A 19,698-nucleotide genomic window follows, 5' to 3' on the forward strand; every position below is an offset into this window, starting at 1 on the left:
GGGCAAGCCCCGCTGCCCACCTGCGGAATACCCGCACCCCCTCACCTCGTACCGGCCCCCGGAAGGCACAAGGCCGGCATGGATCGCCCCCCGGAATGCACGAGGCCGGCATGTGCCGGCCCTGTGTGTTGCAGCCCCTGCCGCACTCAACCCTGTTTCGCGGGCGCTTCCGGCGCCGCCTGCGGCGGCGTGGACGCGGGCGCAGGCGCAGCTGCGGGCGCCGCCGGCGCCGCGGCGGTGGCCTGCCAGCCGCACTGCTTGCCCTCGTTCTGCTTCTTCAGCCACTCCTGCAGCGGCGCGAAGTACTCCAGCACCGCGCCGCCGTCGATCTGCTCGTTGCCGGTCAGTTCCTTCAGCGTCGCCTGCCAGGGCTGGCTGGAGCCGTGCTGCAGCATCGTCCAGAACTTCCGCCCGGCTTCCGGGTTGCCGTAGAAGGTGCAGTCGTACAGCGGCCCGGTGTGCCCGGCCGCCTCGCACAGCGACTTGTAGAACTGGAACTGCAGCACGTGCGAGAGGAAATAGCGCGTGTACGGCGTGTTGCCCGGCACGTGGTACTTGGCGCCCGGGTCGAAGAACTCCTCGCCGCGCGCGCTGGCCGGGGCCACGCCCTGGTACTTCGCCTTCAGTTCCCACCAGGCCTGGTTGTAGTGGTCCGGCGCGATCGAGCCGTCGAACACGCCCCAGCGCCAGCGGTCGATCATCAGCCCGAACGGCAGGAACGCGACCTTGGCCAGGGCCATGCGCATCTGTGCGTTGATCAGCGCCTGTTCGCTCTGCGCCTGGCCTTCGACCAGGCCGATCGACTCCAGGTACTTCGGCGTCATCGCCAGCACGATGGTGTCGCCGATCGCCTCGTGGAAACCGTCGTTGGCGCCGCCCTGGAACAGCGGCGGCTGCTGGTTGTAGGCCAGGTAGTAATAGACGTGGCCGAGCTCGTGGTAGATGGTGGTGAAGTCTTCCTCGTTCGGCTTGATGCACATCTTGGTGCGCACGTCGGCCGACTTGCCGTCCTCGCCGCCCATGTTCATGTCCCACGCGCTTGCGTGGCAGACCACGTCGCGGTCCAGCGGCTTGATGAACTGGGTGCGCGCCCAGTAGCCCTCGGGCAGCCGCGGCATGTCCAGCGAGGTGTAGAAGTCCTGCGCGCGTTCGGTCATCCGCCTGGCGACCTGCAGCTGCGCCTCGCGCTCGGCCTCGAAGCGCTGCTGCACGCTGGCGCTGGCGCCGCGCTTGTACAGCGCCGCGCCGAGGTCCTGCTGGAACTGCTTCTGCAGGCCGGCGCTGATGTCCAGGCTGCCGGCGCCCTTGTACGGCTCCAGGATGTCCCAGAGGTTGCCCCAGTCCTGCTGCCACATGTTGCCCATCAGGTGCGCCGGCAACAGGCCGCCGGCGACCTGGCCGCGCTCGATCCCGTAGCTGCCTTCGAGCTTGTCGCGGGTGTAGCAGTGCAGCTGCTCGTACAGCGGCTTGACCTGTTCCCACAGCCGGTCGGTCTCGGCGGCGAAGGCGTCCGGCGGCATGTCGTAGCCGCTGCGCCACATCGCGCCGGTGTCGGCGAAGCCCATCGCGCTCGCGCCTTCGTTGACCAGTTCGACGAAGCGCACGTAGTCCGGGCGCATCGGCCTGGAGATGGTGTGCCAGCCTTCCCAGGCCTGCAGCTGTTCGTCGTAGTCGCGGCTGGAGCGCAGCACGTCCTCCAGCTCGCCGAGCTGGCGGCACTGCTTCGCCTCGCCTTCGCCGGTGCAGTAGGTGCCGGCGCCGTACATGCCTTCCATGCGTGCGGCGATGGTGGTCAGTTCGGCCAGGCGCGCCGGGTCCCGTGGCGGCGGCATCGAGGTCATCAGCTTGAGCAGGGTCAGGGCGCGCTTGCTGTCTTCCGACATCGGCGCGCCTTCGAAGGCCTTGGCCTGTTCGATCCACTGGTTGAGCTGGGCCAGCGAGCGCTCGTTGGCCTTGGCCGCCACGCGCTGGCTGTCGTCGTTGATGAAGGTCGAGGACAGCCACTGCGCGGAGGTCTGCTCGGGATAGGAGGCCTTGATCTCGGCGTTGACCCGGGCCACGAACTGGTCGGCGGTCTCGCCGCCTTGGGCCTGCGTGCCGGTCGGTGCGGTGGCCTCGGGCGTGGTTTCCTTCTTGCAGGCGGACAGCGAGAGGCCCGCGGCGATGGCGAGCGGCAGCAGCAGGTGGCGGTGGTTCACGGTGGGTCCCCGAGGGAAGAGCAGTGCCCGAAGGCTAGTGGGGCGCCGGAGTGGCCGCAAGTGGGAGGCGGGGCAGCAGCCCGCGCTCCAGCAGCCATTGCCTGGCGTCCTCGGCATCCTGCTCGAACCACGCACGCGTCGAACCCAACCGGTACGTGTAGCCCCACGCATCCATGTCCGCCATCAGCCGCGCGCTGCCGACGCCGGGCAGGGCGTCGGCGAGCACGATCTGCAGGTAGCAGGTGGCGTCTTCCTCGGCGACCGAATCGGTGGCGTCGGTGTGCACCGCCGCGCGGCGTTCCGGCGGCAGCACGATCAGGTGGCAGGCTTCGTGCAGCATCGAGTGCACCGGCGTGTCGCCGCGCACGTACACGGTGGTGCCGATGATCCCGGCCTCCGGTTCGCCCCAGTAGCTGCCGGGAATCGGCGCACCATCCGCCACCCGCGCCAGCGCCAGCCCGTGGCGCGCGAGTAGGGTCTCGGCATCGGCAAAGCCGATGTCGCGCAGGCAGAGGATGCTCAGCCCTGTCCTTCCGGCAGCGCCACCGAAATGTCGAGCACGTCGTGGTCGCCGTCCTTGATCAGGTCGACCTTGACCGCGTCGACGTCGACGTTGACGTACTTCTTGATCACCTCCAGCAGCTCCCGCCGCAGCAGCGGCAGGTAGTCCGGCGCGCCGCGACTGCTGCGCTCCTGCGCGATGATGATCTGCAGCCGGTTCTTCGCCGTGGCCGCGGTGTCCTTCTTCGCCTTCAGGAAATCGAACAGTCCCATGCTCAACCTCCGAACAGCTTGCTGAAGAAACCCTTCTTCTCCAGCGTGGTGAAGCGCAGCGGCCGCTCCTCGCCGAGCAGGCGCCCGACCGCATCGTCGTAGGCCTGGCCGGCCTCCGACTCGCCCTCCAGGATCACCGGTTCGCCCTTGTTGGAGGCGTTGAGCACGTCGGTGGACTCCGGGATCACGCCCAGCGCCTTGAGCCCGAGCACTTCCTCCACGTCGGCGATGCTGAGCATCTCGCCACTGGCCACGCGCGCGGGGCTGTAGCGGGTCAGCAGCAGGTGCGAGGGCACCGTCTCGCCGGCCTCGGCGCGGCGGGTCTTGGAGTCGAGCAGGCCGATGATGCGGTCGGAGTCGCGCACCGAGGACACTTCCGGGTTGACCACCACCACCGCCTTGTCGGCGAAGTACATGGCCAGGAACGCGCCCTTCTCGATGCCGGCCGGCGAGTCGCAGACGATGTAGTCGAAGCCGTCGGCGGCCAGGTCCTTGAGCACCTTCTCCACGCCTTCCCTGGTCAGCGCGTCCTTGTCGCGGGTCTGCGAGGCAGCCAGCACGTAGAGGTTGTCGAAGCGCTTGTCCTTGATCAGGGCCTGCTTGAGCGTGGCCTCGCCGTTGACGACGTTGACGAAGTCGTACACCACGCGGCGTTCGCAGCCCATGATCAGGTCGAGGTTGCGCAGGCCGACGTCGAAGTCGATCACCGCGGTCTTGTGCCCGCGCCGGGCCAGGCCGATGGCAATACTGGCGCTGGAAGTGGTCTTGCCGACGCCGCCCTTGCCGGAAGTGACTACGATGATTTCAGCCAATGGATGTCTCCTGCGTGCGTGCGGTGGTGGCGCGCCAGGCGGTGCCGCCGGCGCGAAGAGTCATTCGAGTGCGGCCAGCCGGAGCTGGTCGTTTTCCAGCCAGACCTGCACGGCCTTGCCGCGCAGTTTCTCGGGGATATCGTCCAGTACCTTGTAGTGGCCGGCAATGGCCACCAGCTCGGCGTGGAATTCGCGGCAGAAGATCCGCGCGTCGGGATTGCCCTGGGCGCCGGCGAGGGCGCGGCCGCGCAGCGCACCGTAGACGTGGATCGAACCGTCGGCAATGACCTCGGCACCGGCGCCGACCGTGGTCAGCACGGTCAGGTCGCAGCCTTCGGCGTAGAGCTGCTGGCCGGAGCGGACCGCGGTCTTCTGCATGCGGCCCGGGGCGCGCGGCTTCTCCGCGGTGGCGGCGGTCGGGGCAGGGGCTGGCTTCGGGGCGCGGCTGCTGGCCGGGGCGGTGGCCGCTTCGCGCGGGGCCGGCTCGCGTGCGGCCGCTGCCGGCGCGGCCGCGGGCGTGCCGTCGGCGTATTCGTACTGGGCGCGGAACTTGGCCAGCACCGGCAGGCCCAGGGCCGCGGCCAGCGCGTCGTTGTCCTTCGTGCCGTAGGCCAGCGCCACCGGCAGCACGCCGGCGCCGCGCAGCCCGTCGATCAGGGCGCGGGCGGTGGCCTCGTCCGGGGTCTTCGCCAGGCCGCCGAAATCGACGATCACCGCGGCGCGGCCGAACAGCTTCGGTGCGCGCTCCACCCGTTCGCGCATCTCGCGCACCAGCTGGTCGACGTCGAGGCTGCGGATGCGCAGGTTGGCGATGCCGACCTGGCCGATCTTCAGTTCGCCCGCCTGTTCGTAGTCGTTCGCCGCCAACGCCACGTCAGGTGCCCGTCGCACGGTTGTCGCGCGGCGCGCGCTGGCGGGGGTGGCCGACCCACGGCAGGTCGGGCAGGGCGTCGCCGTAGGTCTCGCGGACCCACGGGTAGCTGCACAGGGTCTTGGTCATCATGCTGGCGCGCAGGTCCTCGTCCGGCATCAGGTTCTGGCCGGCCTCGTGGAAGCCGAAGCTGCCATGGAACAGCAGCGCCGGGTCGGCGCCGTGGTCGAGGAACACCTCGCAGCACAGTACCGGGTAGCGCAGTTCGGCGTAGCTCTGCACGTCGGCGTAGAACGCCCGGCCCACGCCGCCGCCGCGGCGGCGGCTGGCGACCACGATCCGGTCGATGTAGAAGAAATCGGGATAGCGCGCCTTGAACCAGGCGAAGTTGCTGCTGTCGTGGTCGCTGTCGCTGCCGAAACCGACCAGGAACCCGGCCAGGTTGCCGTCGCGCTCGGCCACGCGGAAGTACTCGGCGTTGTCGAAGAACCGGCGCAACCGTGCCGAATCCAGCGGCAGGATCGCCGAGCCGGCATTGTTGTTGAGCGCCAGGATCGAATCCAGCTCGTGTTCGCGCACGTCGCGGATGACGATGGACATGGGGGTAGAGCCGACTCCAGGAGGACCAGAACAGGCCGGTGGCGCGGCCGGGCGGGATTATCGCACGGGGGTCGGGCCCCGGCGAGCCGGGGCATGACTTCCGTCCGCCGACGTACGCCCGGATGCCCCGTAAGATGCGGCGATGCTCGGACGCCTCAGCCATACCCGCCTGCTGCGCTACGCCGGCCTGTTCACCTGGGCGATGGTGGGCGTGCCGCTGGTGTATTCGCAGTACGTGCCGGCCGATGGCGGCGAGGAACTGGCCAGCCTTGGCGCAGGCTCGGTCTGGCTGTTCGCCTGCTACCTGGGCTTCGGCGCCTGCTACTGGTGGCTGACCCGGGGGCTGGGCAACGCCCGCGGCAGCTGGGCCGACCGGGCGCTGCTGCTGGTGCTGACCGTGCTGGCGCTGGCGGTGAGCTACTTCAACGGCTCCGGCCTGGGCAGCATCCTGCTGATGGTCGCCGCCGGGGTGATCCCGTGGCTGCTCCCGGCCTGGCCGGGCATCGTCCTGCTGCTGCTGAGCCAGCTGGCGGTGCTGCCGATCTACTACAACGTGTTCCGGATGCCGCTGTTCGAGGCATTGATGCAGTCGCTGCTGTACGCCGGCTTCTCGATGTTCATCTACGTCACCAGCCTGGTGGCGCGGCAGCAGGCCCAGGCCCGCGACGAACAGCGCCGGCTCAACGCCGAACTGCGCGCCACCCGCGCCCTGCTGGCCGAGAGCGCCCGGGTCAACGAGCGCACCCGCATCTCGCGCGAACTGCACGACCTGCTGGGCCACCACCTGACCGCGCTGAGCCTGAACCTGGAAGTGGCCAGCCACATGACCGCCGGCCGCGCCCACGAGCACGTGCGCCAGGCCCACACCCTGGCCCGGCTGCTGCTGACCGACGTGCGCGAGGCGGTGAGCCAGCTGCGCGACGCCAGCGGCGGGATCGACCTGGCCGCGGCGCTGCGCCCGCCGGCCGACCACGTGCCGGCGCTGGACATCGCCCTGGACGTGGAGTCGCCGCTGGCCATCGACGATCCCGAGCGTGCCCACGTCGTGCTGCGCTGCACCCAGGAGATCATCACCAACGCGGTGCGCCACGCGAACGCGCGGCAGCTGCGGATCCGGGTCTTCCGCGAGGCCGGTGCGATCGTGCTGGAGGCCCAGGACGACGGCCAGGGCGCCGACGGCCGGGTCCCCGGCAACGGCCTGCGCGGCATGCGTGAACGCATCGGCCAGGGCGGCGGTACCCTCGACACCCAGACCCGGCGCGGCGAGGGGTTCCGCCTGCGCCTGTCCATCCCCGACACCACCGCCGTGAACCCGGCCCTCGAAGGAGCGCTGCCATGATCCGAGTCTGCCTGGTCGACGACCAGACCCTGGTCCGCCAGGGCATCCGTTCCCTGCTGGCGCTCGATGGCGGCATCGAGGTGGTCGCCGAGGCCGGCGACGGCCGCCAGGCGGTCGACCTGATCCCGCAGGCGAAGCCGGACGTGGTGCTGATGGACATGCGCATGCCGGTGATGTCCGGGCTGGAGGCGCTGCAGGTGCTCTCGCGCCTGGAACAGCTGCCGCCGACCATCATCCTGACCACCTTCGACGACGACCAACTGGTCCTGGCCGGGCTCAAGGCCGGAGCCAAGGGCTACCTGCTCAAGGACGTGTCGCTGGAGCAGCTGGTCGGGGCGATCCGGACCGTGGCCGACGGCGGCTCGCTGGTCCAGCCGGCGGTGACCCAGCGCCTGCTGTCGGGCCTGGAGCACATGCGCAACGAGTTCGTCAGCCTGGACCGCCCCGATCCGCTGACCGACCGCGAGACCGAGATCCTGCGGCTGATGGCCTCGGGCTTCTCCAACAAGGAGATCGCCAACTCGCTGGGCGTGGCCGAGGGCACGATCAAGAACCACGTCTCCAACATCCTTTCCAAGCTGGGCGTGCGCGACCGTACCCGCGCCGTGCTCAAGGCGTTCGAATTGCAGCTGGTCTGAGCGGCGCGATGCCCGGCCCGCCGCAGCGCGGCGGTCGCCCCCGGGCGCGCGGGCAGTGGGCCGCGGCTCCGCATCGGAGCCGTTCAGCCCCCGTCCTGCCTGCGCCGGAACTCGGCGCAGGTGCCCCTGTCCATGGGGAGGACATCCGGATGGGCCGGGTGTAAGAATTCCGTTTACCCGCGCCTTGGCCGCCCGGCCGATGCGCTCGGGCGGCGAAGCCTGCTAGGATTCGCGGCTCGCCTTTGTCAATTCGCCGTGGATCGGCCCCGGAGACTCCTGCATGACCCGCATTATCGAGTTCCTGATCGCCTTGGGCATCGTGGCTGTTCTGGCCCTGCTGATCGGCCTTGTCCTGCCTTCGCACCGGCATATTTCCGAGAGCGTCGAGACCAACCGCAAGATGACCATCGTGTACGACACGGTGAACAACCTGCGTCGTTTCAAGGACTGGAATCCGCTGGTGCTGCGCGATCCGGACGTCCGGCTGAACGTCACCGGCCCGGAAGCCGGCGTCGGCGCACGCCTGGACTACGCTTCGGACGAAGAGCGCATCGGCAAGGGCAGCTGGGAGATCGTGGACAGCGTCCCCAACCAGAAGGTCGTGATCAAGGTCGATGACCCGGCGCGCGGCAACGACAAGACCGTGCAGTTCCTGCTCGAGCCCACCGGCAAGAACGACCGCAACGTCAAGGTCACCCAGACCTACGACGTCGACTACGGCTGGAACCTGCTGGGCCGCTACGCCGGCCTGTACGTCAGCCGCCACGTCGGCGACGACGTCAAGCTGGGCCTGGGCCGCATGGCCAACATGCTGGCCACGGTGCCCAACTTCGACTACCGCGCCGAAGGCGTGCCGCTGGGCGGCCTGAAGGTCGTGGACGTTCCGGCGCTGGACCTGCTGGTGGTCAACGCCGGCAACATCGACCGCAGCAACGAAGCGATCAAGCAGTCGATCAAGAACAACCAGGAGTGGATCAAGCGCACCCTGGAGGCCAACCCCGGCCTGGAGGCCATCGGCCCGGTGCGCATCATCACCACCGACTTCGGCGCCGAGAAGTACGCGTTCGACGTGGCCCAGCCGGTCCGCCGCCGGGTCGCCCAGGCCCCGCAGGCCCCGCTGGCCGGCGAGGAGAAGGAGCCGGAAACCGACACCCCGGCCGAGAACGTCGGCGTCCAGGTGGCCGCCGAGGGCGATCCGCTGAAGGTCACCGTGCCGGCCGGCGCCCCGGTCGAGTACATCCGCACCGAGCCGCGTCGCGCTGCCTTCGCTTCCTACACCGGCTACATGGCCGAGCTGGACGCCGCGCGCAACTCGCTGCGTGCCTGGGCGGTGACCCACGGCTACGAAGTGACCGACCGTCCGTACGAGCTGTGGAAGGGCGGCGTGGACAAGTCGTTCACCGCCGAAGGCACCTACGACATCTACTGGGCGATCAAGTAACCGTCCGCCGGCCCCGCCGGCGCGGTCGCGAAGCTCCAGCGAAAGGCGCCGCGCAAGCGGCGCCTTTTCGTTTAGGCTCCCGGCGAGGCGGTGGAGGCGGGTGATGGAAGGGGTGGCGATGGCGAGGGGCGACTCGAAGGCGGGCGCGTGGCTGGCGGCGACCGGCGCGGTGCTGGCGGCGCTGGCGATCGGGTTGTCGGCCTATGCGGCGCACGGGGTCGCCGACCTGCACGCGCGCGGCAACCTGCAGACCGCCAGCCTGTACGCGTTCGCCCACGGCGTCGCCCTGGCGGCGCTGGCGCCAACATCGGCGCGGGCGTTGCGGCTGCTCGCCCTCGCCGGCCTGCTGCTGGGCACCGTGCTGTTCGCCGGCAGCCTGGCCGGCGGCGCACTGCTCGGATGGCCGACCCGGCTGGCACCGTTCGGCGGTACCGTGCTGATGGCCAGCTGGCTGCTGCTGGCGATCGATGCGGTGAGGCGCTGACATGCCGCGCCATGCCCGCGGGTTCGACGTGGAGGCCGCATACGAGTACCTGCTGCGGCGCGACCGCAGGCTCGGCACCTGGATGAAGCGGCTCGGGCCACTGCCGCCCGAAGCGCGCTGGCGCAAGCCCTTCGATCCGGTCGACGCGCTGGCCCGTGCGATCCTGTTCCAGCAGCTGTCGGGCAAGGCCGCGGCGACGATCGTCGGCCGGGTCGAGGAGGCGATCGGCAGCACCCGCCTGCACCACGACACCCTGGGCCGGATCGACGACGCCGCGCTGCGCGCCTGCGGCGTGTCCGGGAACAAGGCCCTTGCGCTGCGCGACCTCACCGCACGCGAGGCGCAGGGCGGAATCCCCGGCCTGCGCCGCATGTCGACCATGCACCAGGACGAGATCGTCGCCGCGCTGGGGCCGGTGCGCGGGATCGGCCGCTGGACGGTGGAGATGATGCTGATGTTCCGCCTCGGCCGCCCGGACGTGCTGCCGGTGGACGACCTGGGCATCCGCAAGGGCGCACAGCTGGTGGATCGCCTGGAAGCGATGCCCACGCCGAAGGAGCTGGCGGCACGTGGCACCAGGTGGGGCCCGTACCGCACCTACGCCAGCCTCTACCTGTGGCGCATCGCCGACCAGGCCGTTGAAGCGAAGGCGCCGGTCAATCGTTCGCAGGATTGACCGGAACCCGCCGACGCGGCGACATCCGCAGCAGGGCATCGTCACGGCGTACATGGTGGTGGTAGATCGCCGCCAGCGCGTGCACGCCGACCAGCCAGTATCCGGCCGTGGCGATGCGTCCGTGCCAGGTCTCCAGGCTTTCGGCCAGGCCCTGCTGTACCGGGATCAGCAGCGGCAATCGCAAGTTGCCGATCGCAGGCGCGTGGCCTTCGGCATTGAGCAGCAGGTAGCCGACGATGGGCATCGCCAGCAGCAGGACATACAGCGCGAGTGCGACGACCGCGGCCAGCGCGGATTGCCATTTCGGTGGCTGCGGCGTGATCGGCGGGATGCGGCCGGACAGGCGCAGTCCCAGGCGCAGCCAGGTCAGGGCGAACACCGAGATGCCCAGGAAGTAGTGCGCGGTCTTCATCGCCGCGCGTTCGGCGCTGCCGCGCGGGAAGATGCCGCGCAGTTCCATCGTCGCGTAGACCCCGACCAGCAGGAGCAGGGTGATCCAGTGCAGGGCAATGAGTCCACGCGGGAAGCGGGCGGGTGGCTGCTTGGACATGGCGGCGAAAGCGCGATGGGGATATGCCGGAGTATCTACCCGGCCGGGTTGGCAGCCTTGATCCAGGTCAAGCGCGCAGGCACGTTGCCGCCTCAGCCGGTAAATCGCCAGTGCCAGGGCTCGTAGACGATGCCGTGCGGGTTGCCGCGCGGATAGCTCATGCCGAAGCCGTGCGCGGCGGCGTGTCCGCGCAGCCAGGCGAACGCGGGCGTGGCTTCGAACGATTCCTCGGCCGGCGGTTCGCCGGGCGTGCCGATGTCCAGCGCGTCGCCGCCGTGGTGTTCGCTGTAACCGGGTGCGGCGTTGACCTGCAGGATCTGTGCCAGGTCCTGGGCGCGCGCCAGCTTGCGCTGGAAGATGCCCAGCTGGTAATCGTGGCTGCGATAGCCGGAGATCGCTTCGAGCACGACCCCGTCCACCGCCGCGGCGCGGCGCATCGCCAGCCAGGCACGCGCGGCCGTCGGCAGCAGCCACAGCGGGCGGCGGTAGCGGTCGCGGCCGGCCAGCAGCAGCCATTCCGGTTCGGCCACCAGGGCCAGGCCGCAGCGTTGCGCGTAGCCGTCGTCGATGCCCAGCGCAAGCAGGCGTTCGTGCAGGTGGTCCAGCGGCAGGCGTGAAGGCGCGTGCGGCAGCGTGCGTGGCGGCGCATCGTGGCTGGCATCGAGCAGGTCCAGCGCGGCGCCGATGCCCGGCTCGCGTGCCAGCCGCGGCACCAGCGGCAGCAGCCCGCTGGCCAGCACCGCGGCCAGGTAGCGGCCGTCGCGCTTGCGCCGCAACACCGTGCTGGCGCGCGCCAGCGCACGCGCGTCGGCGTTGCCGCGCGCGCGCAGCAGCGCCGACGGCCACAACTCGATGTCGACGGTGTTCAGCAGGCGGGCGTGCAGCGGGGCCGGGGGCGTGGGCATCGGCCCAGCTTAGCCACGGCCGCGTGCCGTCGCCAGATCGGGCGTGGCCAGCTCGCGCAGGCGGGCCAGCAGCGCGGCCGGGTCCTTCGGCTCCAGCAGCAGGTCGTGCTTGCCGTGGGTGGGCAGCCACAGCTTGCGGCGCCCGTCGGCGGTGGCGACGAAGCCGCGCCGGCGGTTGCGCAGCATGAACCAGCCGCTGTGGAAGCCGGGCATGCCGAAGCCATTGGTCTTGAGTGTGGGTCGCAGTTCGGTGTGTTCGTCCAGGTCGACCACCCGGGCCTGGTCCAGTTTCAGTTCCGACAGCGGCACGCGGCAGCGGTAGAAGCTGGAGCGCACTTCCAGCGAATCGGTCGACAGCGAAAGCCCCTGACGGTGCATGAAGCGTGACAGCACCCACCACAGCGCGCCGCACATCAGGGCCAGCCCGCCCAGGGAGAGGGCGACCGTCAGCGGCAGGCTGCCGCCGATCAGCTTCATCGGCCCGCCGCGGACGGCGGCCACCGCCAGCGCGAATGCGGTGACCGCCAGCGGCAGCACGAAGGTCAGGGTGAACAGCCAGAAGCCGGTGCGAGCCCCGGGCGGGGCCAGCTGCAGGCGCGGATCGGGATCGGTCGTCACGGCATGCTTCCAGGGGCGAGCAGGGGAGCGGCGACGTGCAGGACGAGGTCGGCGCTGAAGTGCGCAAGCATCGCCATTTCGATCCCGCGCTTCCAGTACAGCCAGCCGAAGGCGACCCCGGCGATGCCGTTGAGCAGCAGCGTGCGCAGCACCACCACCGGCTCCAGGCCCCAGACCTGCGCCGCGGCCGGCAGGTGGCCGGCACCGAACAGCAGCGCCGCGGCGACGATCGCGCACCAGTAGGCCCACGCCGGCGGAGTGCGGCCGCGCAGCCGCGCCGCGAGCCACAGCAGCAGTGTCATCAGGAACAGGCGCAGCATCAGCTCTTCGACGATGCCGCCGTAGAACGAGGCCAGGAAACCGTTGAACGCAGTGGTGCCGCTGCCGGCGGTGGCGGGCGGATGCAGCATCGGCGGCAGCGCGCGATCGACCAGCGGGGCCAGCGCGAGGATCGCCACGGCCGCGGCGATGCCCAGCAGCGCCGCCTGCACGGGCCGCAGGCGGGCCCAGTCAGGGCGTTGCCGCCGCACCAGCCAGGCATGCATCAGCGGGCTGCCGAGGCCGACCCGGTGGCCCATGCGCAGTCCGAGCCACGCCAGCAGCCCGACCACGACCATCGCCTGCGCACCCTGCGCGGCGGCGACCACGGCCAGTGGCACCGGCACCTTGGCAAAGACCTCGGGCATGAGCTGGGCGACATAGGGAATCAGCGCGGCGGCGGCCAGGCCGGACAGCACGCCCCAGGCCGCGGCGATCTTCAGGTCCTGCAGCGTGGTGGCCGGCGCGATGGACGCCGGATGCGCGGCGGCCATTGAAGGTGCGGTGCTCATTCGTCCTTCTCCCGGTTCTCGCCCGGCTTCGGCAGCCGGCCTGCCCTGCGCAGCGCATCGCGCAGCGCGTACTCGATCTGCGCGTTGAGGCTGCGCAGTTCATCGTCGGCCCACCGCTGCGCCGCCGCCAGCACGTCGGCGTTGATCCGCAGCGGGTAGGCCTTCTTCTCGGCCATCTCAGTAGATCGAACCAGCGTTGAGGACAGGCTGCATGCCGCGATCGCCGCACAGCACGACCAGCAGGTTGCCGACCATCTGCGCCTTGCGCTCCTCGTCCAGCTGCACGACGCCGTTCTTCTGCAGTTCGTCCAGCGCCATCTCGACCATGCCCACCGCGCCGGCGACGATCCGCGTGCGCGCGGCGATCACCGCGTTGGCCTGCTGCCGCTGCAGCATCACCTGGGCGATCTCCGGCGCATAGGCCAGGTGGCTGATGCGCGCCTCGATCACTTCCACGCCGGCCGTGCCCAGGCGCTCGGCGATCTGCGCCTGCAGGTGGTCGGAAATCTCCTGCGGATGGCTGCGCAGCGCGGTCTGGCCTTCGTCGTGCTGGTCGTAGGGGTAGCTGGCGGCCATCGCCCGCAGCGCCGCCTCGGACTGGATGTGGACGAAGTTCTCGTAGTCGTCGACGTTGAACACCGCCTCGGACGCATCCACCACCTGCCACACGATCACCGCGGCGATCTCGATCGGGCTGCCGTCCAGGTCGTTGACCTTGAGCTTGCCGCTCTCGAAGTTGCGCACGCGCTGGCTGACCTTGCGCTTGGAGTAGAAGGGGTTGTTCCAGCGCAGGCCGGCTTCCTTGACCGTGCCCACGTACTTGCCGAACAGGCTCAGCACCGCGGCCTGGTTGGGCTGGATCGAGTACAGGCCGGTGACCATCAGCACCACCAGCAGGACCAGGACGGCGGAGGCGAGCACGGGCAGGGCGGCGCCGCCCTCGACGCCGCGGACGCCGGTGAAGAACAGCCAGACCGCCGCCGCGCTCGCGAGCACGGTCACGACGAGGACGGGAATGCCGGGCAGGGAACGGATCGGAAGCTCTTTCATGGCAGGTCTCCAGTGACGGAAACAGAAGATATCAATTTGATATCAGATGTCAACAGCTTCATCCCGTAGAGCGGGGCTTGCCCCGCTGCTCCCCCCAACCGGCCCCCTTCCCCGGCTTCCAGCGAAGGAAGAGCAGCGGGGCAGGCCCCGCTCTACACTGTCGGGCCCTCATGCATCGATGTGGACATGGTCTCGATCGGAACCCCGGGCTCCTCCCGCGCGCTGCGCGTCCTGCTGCTGGGCTCGGGCGAACTGGGCAAGGAAGTGGCCATCGAGCTGCAGCGGCTGGGGGTGGAGGTGATCGCCGCCGACCGCTACGCCGGCGCCCCGGCGATGCAGGTCGCCCACCGCAGCCACGTGCTGGACATGCTCGACACCTTCGCCCTGCGCGAACTGGTGGCGCTGGAGAAGCCCGACCTGGTGGTGCCGGAGATCGAGGCGATCCACACCGAGACCCTGGTCCAGTTGGAGAAGGAACACGGGCAGAGGGTGGTCCCGACCGCGCGCGCCGCGCGCCTGACCATGGACCGCGAGGGCATCCGCCGCCTGGCCGCCGAGACCCTGGGCGTGCCGACCTCGCCGTACCGCTTCGTCGACACCGAAGAGGAGTACCGCGAGGCGATCGCCGCCATCGGCCTGCCATGCGTGGTCAAGCCGGTGATGTCGTCCTCGGGCAAGGGCCAGAGCACGGTGCACGCGGCCGCGGAGGCGGACGCGGCCTGGGTCTACGCGCAGACCGGCGGCCGCGCCGGCGCCGGCCGCTGCATCGTCGAGGGCTTCGTCGACTTCGACTACGAGATCACCCTGCTGACCGTGCGCCATGCCGGCGGCACTTCGTTCTGCGAACCCGTCGGGCACCTGCAGCGCGACGGCGACTACCGCGAAAGCTGGCAGCCGCAGCCGATGTCGGCGCTGGCGCTGGAACGGGCGCAGGCGGTCGCGCGGGCGATCACCGACGACCTCGGCGGCTGGGGCGTGTTCGGGGTGGAGCTGTTCGTGAAGGACGACGAGGTGTGGTTCTCGGAGGTGTCGCCGCGCCCGCACGACACCGGACTGGTGACCTTGGCCTCGCAGGAGCTGAGCCAGTTCACGCTGCATGCGCGGGCGATCCTGGGCCTGCCCATTCCCGTCATCCGCCAGAACGGCCCCTCGGCCTCGTGCGCGTTGCTGGCGCAGGGCCACGGCGTGCCGGCGTTCTCGAACCTGGACGCGGCGCTGCAGGCGCCGGACAGCGCGCTGCGCCTGTTCGGCAAGCCGCGGGTGGAGGGCCATCGCCGGGTCGGCGTGACCCTGGCGCGTGCAGGCGACGTGGAAACCGCGCGCGCTATCGCGCGTGACGCCGCCGAAGCCATCCACATCGAAGTACTGCCGGAATAGCCCCGGCGCCTCGAGCGCAGCGCCGTGGATCAGAGCGCCAGGTCCACCCACACGAGGTGGTGGTCGCTGCCGTCGGCGATCGCGGCGGCCGGATCGGTGGAGGCCGGCCAGAACACGCCGCTGCCTTGCAGCGCGAAACCGGTCGAGGGCAGCACGTAGTCCAGGCGCATCGCCCCGGCGCGCGGGCCAAAGTCGCCGGTGACGTGCGCCGGTGCGCCGCGGCGGAGCAGGCCCTTGGCCGCGTAGGCGCGCGCCGTCTCCTCGCCGCCGGCCGAGCGCGGCGTGGCCATGCGCAGCACGCGCGGGTGCTCGAGCAGTTCCACGATGGCCTCGTGGTGGCCGTCGCCATCGGCGGGGTCGTTGTTGAGGTCGCCGGCGATCACGAAGCGCGCGCCTTCGGCGAGGCCGCCGCAGCGGCCGGCGTCGTCGCACAGCCACGTGTGCGTGCCGGGCGAGATGTAGTCGTGCCACAGCCGGATCTCGTCGGCGTTGCGCGCGCCGTTGCGGTCCTCCGGGCCGTCGAACACCGGTGGGGTCGGGTGCGAGACCAGGAAGTGCACGGTGCCGCCGGGCGCATGCACCGGCACGTCCCAGTGCGACTTGGACGACAGGCGCAGTTGCTCCCACACCGCGTCGTCGTGCCAGGGCTTGCCGGTGGCCGGATCCACCGGGCGCCGTGCGCCGGGCATCGCCGACCAGCGCAGCAGGCGGAAGCTGCGCACCTGCGCCGCGTCGATCGGATGCTTCGACAGCACCAGCATCCCGTACTGGCCCGGGTGCAGGCCGTAGCCCCAGGCGTCGTTGCCGCGGTCGCGGCCGGCGTTCCTGTTTCCGTCGGCCGCACCCGCGCTGGCGCCGACGCTGCCGTTGCGGTCCAGGTCCAGCCCGCTGGGCACGCCGGTGTTCACTTCGGCGAAGTAGCGGTAGGGGTAATGCAGTGCTTCGCCGCCGCCGGGTTGCTGCCGTTCCAGGTAATCGCGCTGGAACAGGTCGGCCGCGCGCCCTGCCGCGTCGTAGTCGAACTCGTTAAGCAGGACCAGGTCCGGCCGCACCTGCTGCAGCACCGCGGCGATCTTGCGCGCGCCGGCATCGCCGGCCTGCAGGCGGCGGATCACGCCACCGGCTTCGTCGTCGAACAGCGAAGTGTTGTAGGTGGCCACGCGCAGCGTGGATCCGGGGGAAGAAGTGGCCGTGGCGGCGTTTCCTTGATGGCTGGCGCAAGCGGGAAGCATCACGGCCAGTGCGGGAAGGAGGAGGCGGGCGAAGATCTGCATGGACGCGATTCTGGCATGGCTTCCCCTTGTAGGAGCCCACTTCAGGGGGCGACCCGATGCCGCTGGAACGCGGCCATGCTCAACGCGGCCGATCCGGATGTGGTGCGTTGAACGACGCACCTTCCAACGGCATCGGGTCGCCCCCTGAAGTGGGCTCCTACAGGGAGTGCGCGACAGCGGAGAGGCGCGACGGCGGCGGTTACGGGGAGAAGCGGCGCCAGCGGCGGCCGTCGAAGGCTTCCAGCGGCTGGAAGCGGCGCTTGTAGTCCATCTTGGCGTGGCCTTCGATCCAGTAGCCCAGGTAGAGATGCTGCAGGCCCTCGCGGCGCGCCCATTCGATCTGGTGCAGGATCGCCAGCGTGCCCAGGCCCAGCTGCGGCAGGTCCGGGTCGTAGAAGGTGTAGACCGCCGACAGCCCGCGGCCGGCGCGGTCGGTGACCGCGACGCCGAGCAGCCGGCCGGGGCCGTGCGCGGCGGCTTCGCGCATTTCCAGGAAGCGCGTGTCCGACCAGCTGCCGACCAGGAACTGGTCGAACTCCGGCGTGCCGTGCCCGTCCATGCCGCCATCGCGGTGGCGCGCGCCCAGGTAGCGCTGGTACAGCGCGAAATGCTCGGGCGGGCGCCGCGCCGGCGCCACACGGGTTTCCACCGTCGCATTGCGCGCCAGGCAGCGGCGCTGGCTGCGGTCGGGCGCGAACGCGGCCACCGGGATGCGCACGGCCACGCAGGCGCGGCAGTGCGCGCAGTGCGGCCGGTAGACCAGGTCGCCGGAGCGGCGGAAGCCCCAGTCCAGCGCCTGCGGATAGATCGACGCCAGGCGCGGGTCGCGCGGATCCAGCACCAGGTCGCGCGCGCTGCGCTCGGGCCAGTAGCCGCAGGCGTGGCCCCCGGTCTGGAACAGGCGCAGGTCGTCGGTCGGTTGCGAGTCGTTGCCCATCTTCGTGGACCGCGGCGGTTGCGGGCAGCATACCCCCGCCGCGTCGCAGTCGCCGCGATCCGGCCGCACCACACGGGTCAGCGGCAACGATGCCGTGCCTCCCGGCTGGCGGCTGAACGGCGCCGGCGCCGGGTCAACGCGTGGCGCGGCGCGGCGTTTTCCTTCGCGTGGCCACCGGGTCCACGAACGAATGGAGAACACCGTGAAGAAGACCACTTCCCTGATCGCCACCGCGGCGGTGCTGGCCATCGCCGCCGGCGCCGCCCTGGCGCAGACCAGCACCAGCACCGCCGCACCGCCGCCGCCGGAGCGCAAGCCGCTGGACGCCAACAAGGACGGCGTGATCGACCGCAGCGAGGCCGCCGCGCATCCGCGCCTGGCCGCGCAGTTCGACACCCTGGATACCAGCAAGGACGGCAGGTTGCAGCGTGACGAACTGCCGCGCAGGCCGTACGGCCACCAGGGCCGCCACGGTCCGGGCGGGGGCCGCCACGGCCCGCGCGACGGGCGCGGCTTCGCCGCGCTGGACAAGGATGGGGACCGCCGTGTCAGCAAGGCCGAGGCCGCTGCCGATCCGCGGTTCGCCGAACACTTCGCGAAGATGGATGCGAACAGCGACGGCTTCGTCGACCGCGCCGACCGCGAACTGGCGGCGAAGCAGCGCAAGGACGAATGGTTCAAGTCCGCCGACAGCAACAGGGACGGCAGCCTGAGCAAGGCCGAGTTCGACGCCGCCCACGCCCGGCGCGCGGAAGAGGCCGGCAAGCGCGGCTTCGGCCCGGGCCACGCCCCGGCGAAGTAGCGCCGGGCTCGCCCGGCTACGCACGCGTGACGAAGCGATAGGTCGGAGAGCAGCGGGGCAAGCCCCGCTCTACGGGGTGGGGGGCGGGGAGATGCGTACGCGGATTTCCTCGTCCTCGCCGGCCTTTTCCTTTGCTCCGTCCGCAGGCTGCGCGGCCGCGGGTTGTTCGACCGTCGCCGGCGACGGCGCTTCGGCCGGTTTCGGCTTGCGCATCCAGATGAACATTGCCACCGCGGCGATCACCAGCAGCAGGCCCACGCGCACGCGCCAGGTCCAGCGGTTGCCGCCGCCTTCCTCGAAGCGCGACGGCAGGGCTTCGGTCGCCGGCTGCGGCAAACCCGAATAGGAACTGCGCGTGGTCGCCAGCAGGCCGGCCTCGCGCAGCAGTTCGCGCGCGCGCGGCTGGTCTTCAGCCTTGCGCACCCACACCGCCGGCTGCTGGCTGGCCGGCACCGGCTCGGAATAGCTGAACTGCCCGCGGCGCTTGCCGCGGTACGAGCGCGGCTGGCTGATGTAGACGGCGATGCCCGCGTCTTCCAGCAGCCGGGCCACGCCTTCCACGGTTTCCAGGCGCTGGCTGGTGAAGATCTGGCGCACGCTCAGTCCTGTGCCGGCACGGCGCGCGCGGCGGCCGGGTCGGGCACCACGCGGATCAGGCCTTCCTGTGCGGTGCTGGCCACCAGCCGGCCCTGGCGGTCGAACACCTGTCCGCGCGCCAGCCCACGCGAACCCTGCGTGCTGGGGCTGTCGAGCGAATACAGCAGCCATTCGTCGGCACGGAACGGGCGGTGGAACCACAGCGCGTGGTCGAGCGAGGCCATCTGCACGTTCGGCTGGTAGTAGCTGATGCCGTGCGGGAAGGTCGCGGTGCCGAGCAGGTGGAAATCGGAAGCGTAGGCGAGCAGCGCCTGGTGCAGTCCCTGCGGGATTTCGCCCACGCCCTCGCGCAGGCGGAACCAGACCTGCTGGTAGGGCGGGCGCTTGGGCGGGTCCAGTTCGTCGCGCGGGTAGACATGGCGGAACTCGAACGGGCCGCCGCGTTGCAGCCAGCGCTGGACCTTGGTCGGCAGGGTCGCCATCACTTCCGCCGGCACCGGCGCGGCGGGCGCGATGTCCTCCGGCTGCGGCACTTCGGGCATGGTCAGCTGGTGCTCGGCGCCGGGCTCGTGGTCCTGGAAGGAGGCGGCGCAGAAGAAGATCGCCTTGCCGTGCTGGATGGCGGTGATCCGGCGCACCGAGAAGCTGCCGCCGTCGCGGGTGCGGTCGACGTCGTAGACGATCGGGTGATCAATGTCGCCGGCGCGCAGGAAGTAGGCGTGCAGCGAGTGGGCCTGGCGGCCGTTGTCGAGGGTGGCCTGGGCGGCGGCCAGGGCCTGGCCGAGCACCTGCCCGCCGAACACGTACTTGGTGCCGATGTCGCGGCTCTGGCCACGGAACAGGTTGTCTTCCAGTCGCTCCAGGGCGAGCAGGTCGATCAGTTCGGAAACGACGGGGCCGAGGCTGGCTCTTATACACCTCTGCG

23 protein-coding genes are annotated in these 19,698 nt (G+C 70.7%); 7 read left to right on the top strand and 16 right to left on the bottom strand.

Features of this window, described 5'->3' with window-relative positions; all coding sequences use genetic code 11:
• Window positions 1–146: 146 nt before the first annotated feature.
• The 6 genes from CSC64_RS12335 to CSC64_RS12360 are packed head-to-tail and all read right to left on the bottom strand — an operon-like array spanning window position 147 to window position 5,255.
• A complete protein-coding gene (locus tag CSC64_RS12335; protein ID WP_162435631.1) occupies window positions 147–2,198 on the bottom strand; it encodes a M2 family metallopeptidase in 2,052 nt (683 codons plus the stop codon).
• Between the two features lie 34 nt (window positions 2,199–2,232).
• Window positions 2,233–2,721 carry a hypothetical protein gene (locus CSC64_RS12340; protein WP_162435651.1) on the bottom strand — a complete coding sequence of 163 codons (489 nt, stop codon included), beginning with the start codon at window positions 2,719–2,721 and terminating at the stop codon, window positions 2,233–2,235.
• Window positions 2,718–2,972 carry a cell division topological specificity factor MinE gene (gene minE / locus CSC64_RS12345; RefSeq protein WP_162435632.1) on the bottom strand — a complete coding sequence of 85 codons (255 nt, stop codon included), beginning with the start codon at window positions 2,970–2,972 and terminating at the stop codon, window positions 2,718–2,720. Before minE ends, CSC64_RS12340 begins: the two co-directional genes overlap by 4 nt.
• Before the next feature lie 2 nt (window positions 2,973–2,974).
• On the bottom strand, window positions 2,975–3,784 hold the full coding sequence (gene minD / locus CSC64_RS12350; protein WP_162435633.1) for a septum site-determining protein MinD: 810 nt from the start codon (window positions 3,782–3,784) through the stop codon (window positions 2,975–2,977).
• A gap of 60 nt (window positions 3,785–3,844) precedes the next feature.
• The gene (minC, locus tag CSC64_RS12355) at window positions 3,845–4,651 is read right to left on the bottom strand and encodes a septum site-determining protein MinC (protein WP_162435652.1); all 807 of its coding nucleotides are present in this window, start codon (window positions 4,649–4,651) and stop codon (window positions 3,845–3,847) included.
• 7 nt (window positions 4,652–4,658) lie between these two features.
• A complete protein-coding gene (locus CSC64_RS12360; RefSeq protein ID WP_162435634.1) occupies window positions 4,659–5,255 on the bottom strand; it encodes a GNAT family N-acetyltransferase in 597 nt (198 codons plus the stop codon).
• A gap of 142 nt (window positions 5,256–5,397) precedes the next feature.
• Between CSC64_RS12360 and CSC64_RS12365 the strand changes: the two genes are divergently transcribed.
• From CSC64_RS12365 to CSC64_RS12385, 5 genes are all read left to right on the top strand, one after another.
• Complete coding sequence (locus CSC64_RS12365) at window positions 5,398–6,594, top strand: sensor histidine kinase (RefSeq protein ID WP_162435635.1); 1,197 nt, start codon at window positions 5,398–5,400, stop codon at window positions 6,592–6,594.
• Window positions 6,591–7,232, top strand: a complete 642-nt coding sequence (locus CSC64_RS12370) for a response regulator (RefSeq protein ID WP_162435636.1) — start codon at window positions 6,591–6,593, stop codon at window positions 7,230–7,232. The genes CSC64_RS12365 and CSC64_RS12370 overlap by 4 nt, the downstream gene beginning before the upstream one ends.
• A gap of 280 nt (window positions 7,233–7,512) precedes the next feature.
• Window positions 7,513–8,673, top strand: coding sequence for a polyketide cyclase (locus tag CSC64_RS12375; protein WP_162435637.1), 1,161 nt, complete (start codon window positions 7,513–7,515; stop codon window positions 8,671–8,673).
• Between the two features lie 118 nt (window positions 8,674–8,791).
• Window positions 8,792–9,157, top strand: a complete 366-nt coding sequence (locus CSC64_RS12380; protein WP_162435638.1) for a DUF423 domain-containing protein — start codon at window positions 8,792–8,794, stop codon at window positions 9,155–9,157.
• 1 nt (window position 9,158) lies between these two features.
• The gene (locus CSC64_RS12385; RefSeq protein WP_162435639.1) at window positions 9,159–9,833 is read left to right on the top strand and encodes a DNA-3-methyladenine glycosylase family protein; all 675 of its coding nucleotides are present in this window, start codon (window positions 9,159–9,161) and stop codon (window positions 9,831–9,833) included.
• Here CSC64_RS12385 and CSC64_RS12390 read toward each other — a convergent pair.
• The 6 genes from CSC64_RS12390 to CSC64_RS12415 all read right to left on the bottom strand — a co-directional run bounded on the left by CSC64_RS12390 (window position 9,814) and on the right by CSC64_RS12415 (window position 13,786).
• Window positions 9,814–10,383, bottom strand: a complete 570-nt coding sequence (locus CSC64_RS12390; protein WP_162435640.1) for a cytochrome b — start codon at window positions 10,381–10,383, stop codon at window positions 9,814–9,816. The genes CSC64_RS12385 and CSC64_RS12390 overlap by 20 nt on opposite strands.
• 92 nt (window positions 10,384–10,475) lie before the next feature.
• The gene (locus tag CSC64_RS12395) at window positions 10,476–11,288 is read right to left on the bottom strand and encodes a M15 family metallopeptidase (protein ID WP_162435641.1); all 813 of its coding nucleotides are present in this window, start codon (window positions 11,286–11,288) and stop codon (window positions 10,476–10,478) included.
• Between the two features lie 9 nt (window positions 11,289–11,297).
• Window positions 11,298–11,906 carry a PH domain-containing protein gene (locus CSC64_RS12400; RefSeq protein WP_162435642.1) on the bottom strand — a complete coding sequence of 203 codons (609 nt, stop codon included), beginning with the start codon at window positions 11,904–11,906 and terminating at the stop codon, window positions 11,298–11,300.
• Window positions 11,903–12,736, bottom strand: coding sequence for a CPBP family intramembrane glutamic endopeptidase (locus tag CSC64_RS12405; protein ID WP_162435643.1), 834 nt, complete (start codon window positions 12,734–12,736; stop codon window positions 11,903–11,905). Before CSC64_RS12405 ends, CSC64_RS12400 begins: the two co-directional genes overlap by 4 nt.
• Window positions 12,733–12,912: a type II toxin-antitoxin system antitoxin gene (locus CSC64_RS12410; RefSeq protein WP_162435644.1), complete on the bottom strand. Its 180-nt coding sequence runs from the start codon at window positions 12,910–12,912 to the stop codon at window positions 12,733–12,735. The genes CSC64_RS12405 and CSC64_RS12410 overlap by 4 nt, the downstream gene beginning before the upstream one ends.
• 1 nt (window position 12,913) lies before the next feature.
• Window positions 12,914–13,786 (bottom strand): SPFH domain-containing protein, encoded by an 873-nt coding sequence (locus CSC64_RS12415; RefSeq protein WP_162435645.1) that lies wholly within the window; start codon window positions 13,784–13,786, stop codon window positions 12,914–12,916.
• Window positions 13,787–13,972: 186 nt separating this feature from the next.
• On the opposite strand from CSC64_RS12415, the gene purT reads away from it, so the two are divergent.
• On the top strand, window positions 13,973–15,163 hold the full coding sequence (purT, locus tag CSC64_RS12420; RefSeq protein ID WP_162435646.1) for a formate-dependent phosphoribosylglycinamide formyltransferase: 1,191 nt from the start codon (window positions 13,973–13,975) through the stop codon (window positions 15,161–15,163).
• Window positions 15,164–15,192: 29 nt separating this feature from the next.
• Here the strand turns inward: purT and CSC64_RS12425 are convergent, their stop codons facing one another.
• Both CSC64_RS12425 and CSC64_RS12430 read right to left on the bottom strand, forming a co-directional pair.
• On the bottom strand, window positions 15,193–16,437 hold the full coding sequence (locus tag CSC64_RS12425; protein ID WP_162435647.1) for an endonuclease/exonuclease/phosphatase family protein: 1,245 nt from the start codon (window positions 16,435–16,437) through the stop codon (window positions 15,193–15,195).
• A 199-nt stretch (window positions 16,438–16,636) separates the two neighbouring features.
• Window positions 16,637–17,374, bottom strand: a complete 738-nt coding sequence (locus CSC64_RS12430) for an arginyltransferase (protein ID WP_162435648.1) — start codon at window positions 17,372–17,374, stop codon at window positions 16,637–16,639.
• A 202-nt stretch (window positions 17,375–17,576) separates the two neighbouring features.
• Here CSC64_RS12430 and CSC64_RS12435 point away from each other — a divergent pair, with 202 nt between their 5' ends.
• Window positions 17,577–18,176, top strand: coding sequence for an EF-hand domain-containing protein (locus CSC64_RS12435; RefSeq protein ID WP_425501726.1), 600 nt, complete (start codon window positions 17,577–17,579; stop codon window positions 18,174–18,176).
• A 69-nt stretch (window positions 18,177–18,245) separates the two neighbouring features.
• On the opposite strand, the gene CSC64_RS12440 is transcribed toward CSC64_RS12435, so the two are convergent.
• Window positions 18,246–18,773, bottom strand: a complete 528-nt coding sequence (locus CSC64_RS12440; protein ID WP_162435650.1) for a DUF2007 domain-containing protein — start codon at window positions 18,771–18,773, stop codon at window positions 18,246–18,248.
• Between the two features lie 2 nt (window positions 18,774–18,775).
• Window positions 18,776–19,687 (bottom strand): acyl-CoA thioesterase II, encoded by a 912-nt coding sequence (gene tesB / locus CSC64_RS12445; protein WP_162435653.1) that lies wholly within the window; start codon window positions 19,685–19,687, stop codon window positions 18,776–18,778.
• Window positions 19,688–19,698 lie beyond the last annotated feature (11 nt).

The organism is Pseudoxanthomonas koreensis (genome assembly GCF_010093225.1).
GTDB classification, from domain to species: Bacteria; Pseudomonadota; Gammaproteobacteria; order Xanthomonadales; family Xanthomonadaceae; genus Pseudoxanthomonas; species Pseudoxanthomonas koreensis.

Bases quoted from the DNA above. Each gene is read 5' to 3' on its own strand.
- minE (WP_162435632.1), bottom strand. From the start codon at position 2,972: ATGGGACTGTTCGATTTCCTGAAGGCGAAGAAGGACACCGCGGCCACG.
- CSC64_RS12360 (WP_162435634.1), bottom strand. From the start codon at position 5,255: ATGTCCATCGTCATCCGCGACGTGCGCGAACACGAGCTGGATTCGATC.
- CSC64_RS12365 (WP_162435635.1), top strand. From the start codon at position 5,398: ATGCTCGGACGCCTCAGCCATACCCGCCTGCTGCGCTACGCCGGCCTG.
- CSC64_RS12370 (WP_162435636.1), top strand. From the start codon at position 6,591: ATGATCCGAGTCTGCCTGGTCGACGACCAGACCCTGGTCCGCCAGGGC.
- CSC64_RS12375 (WP_162435637.1), top strand. From the start codon at position 7,513: ATGACCCGCATTATCGAGTTCCTGATCGCCTTGGGCATCGTGGCTGTT.
- CSC64_RS12380 (WP_162435638.1), top strand. From the start codon at position 8,792: ATGGCGAGGGGCGACTCGAAGGCGGGCGCGTGGCTGGCGGCGACCGGC.
- CSC64_RS12385 (WP_162435639.1), top strand. From the start codon at position 9,159: ATGCCGCGCCATGCCCGCGGGTTCGACGTGGAGGCCGCATACGAGTAC.
- CSC64_RS12390 (WP_162435640.1), bottom strand. From the start codon at position 10,383: ATGTCCAAGCAGCCACCCGCCCGCTTCCCGCGTGGACTCATTGCCCTG.
- CSC64_RS12395 (WP_162435641.1), bottom strand. From the start codon at position 11,288: ATGCCCACGCCCCCGGCCCCGCTGCACGCCCGCCTGCTGAACACCGTC.
- CSC64_RS12405 (WP_162435643.1), bottom strand. From the start codon at position 12,736: ATGAGCACCGCACCTTCAATGGCCGCCGCGCATCCGGCGTCCATCGCG.
- CSC64_RS12410 (WP_162435644.1), bottom strand. From the start codon at position 12,912: ATGGCCGAGAAGAAGGCCTACCCGCTGCGGATCAACGCCGACGTGCTG.
- CSC64_RS12415 (WP_162435645.1), bottom strand. From the start codon at position 13,786: ATGAAAGAGCTTCCGATCCGTTCCCTGCCCGGCATTCCCGTCCTCGTC.
- purT (WP_162435646.1), top strand. From the start codon at position 13,973: ATGGTCTCGATCGGAACCCCGGGCTCCTCCCGCGCGCTGCGCGTCCTG.
- CSC64_RS12425 (WP_162435647.1), bottom strand. From the start codon at position 16,437: ATGCAGATCTTCGCCCGCCTCCTCCTTCCCGCACTGGCCGTGATGCTT.
- CSC64_RS12430 (WP_162435648.1), bottom strand. From the start codon at position 17,374: ATGGGCAACGACTCGCAACCGACCGACGACCTGCGCCTGTTCCAGACC.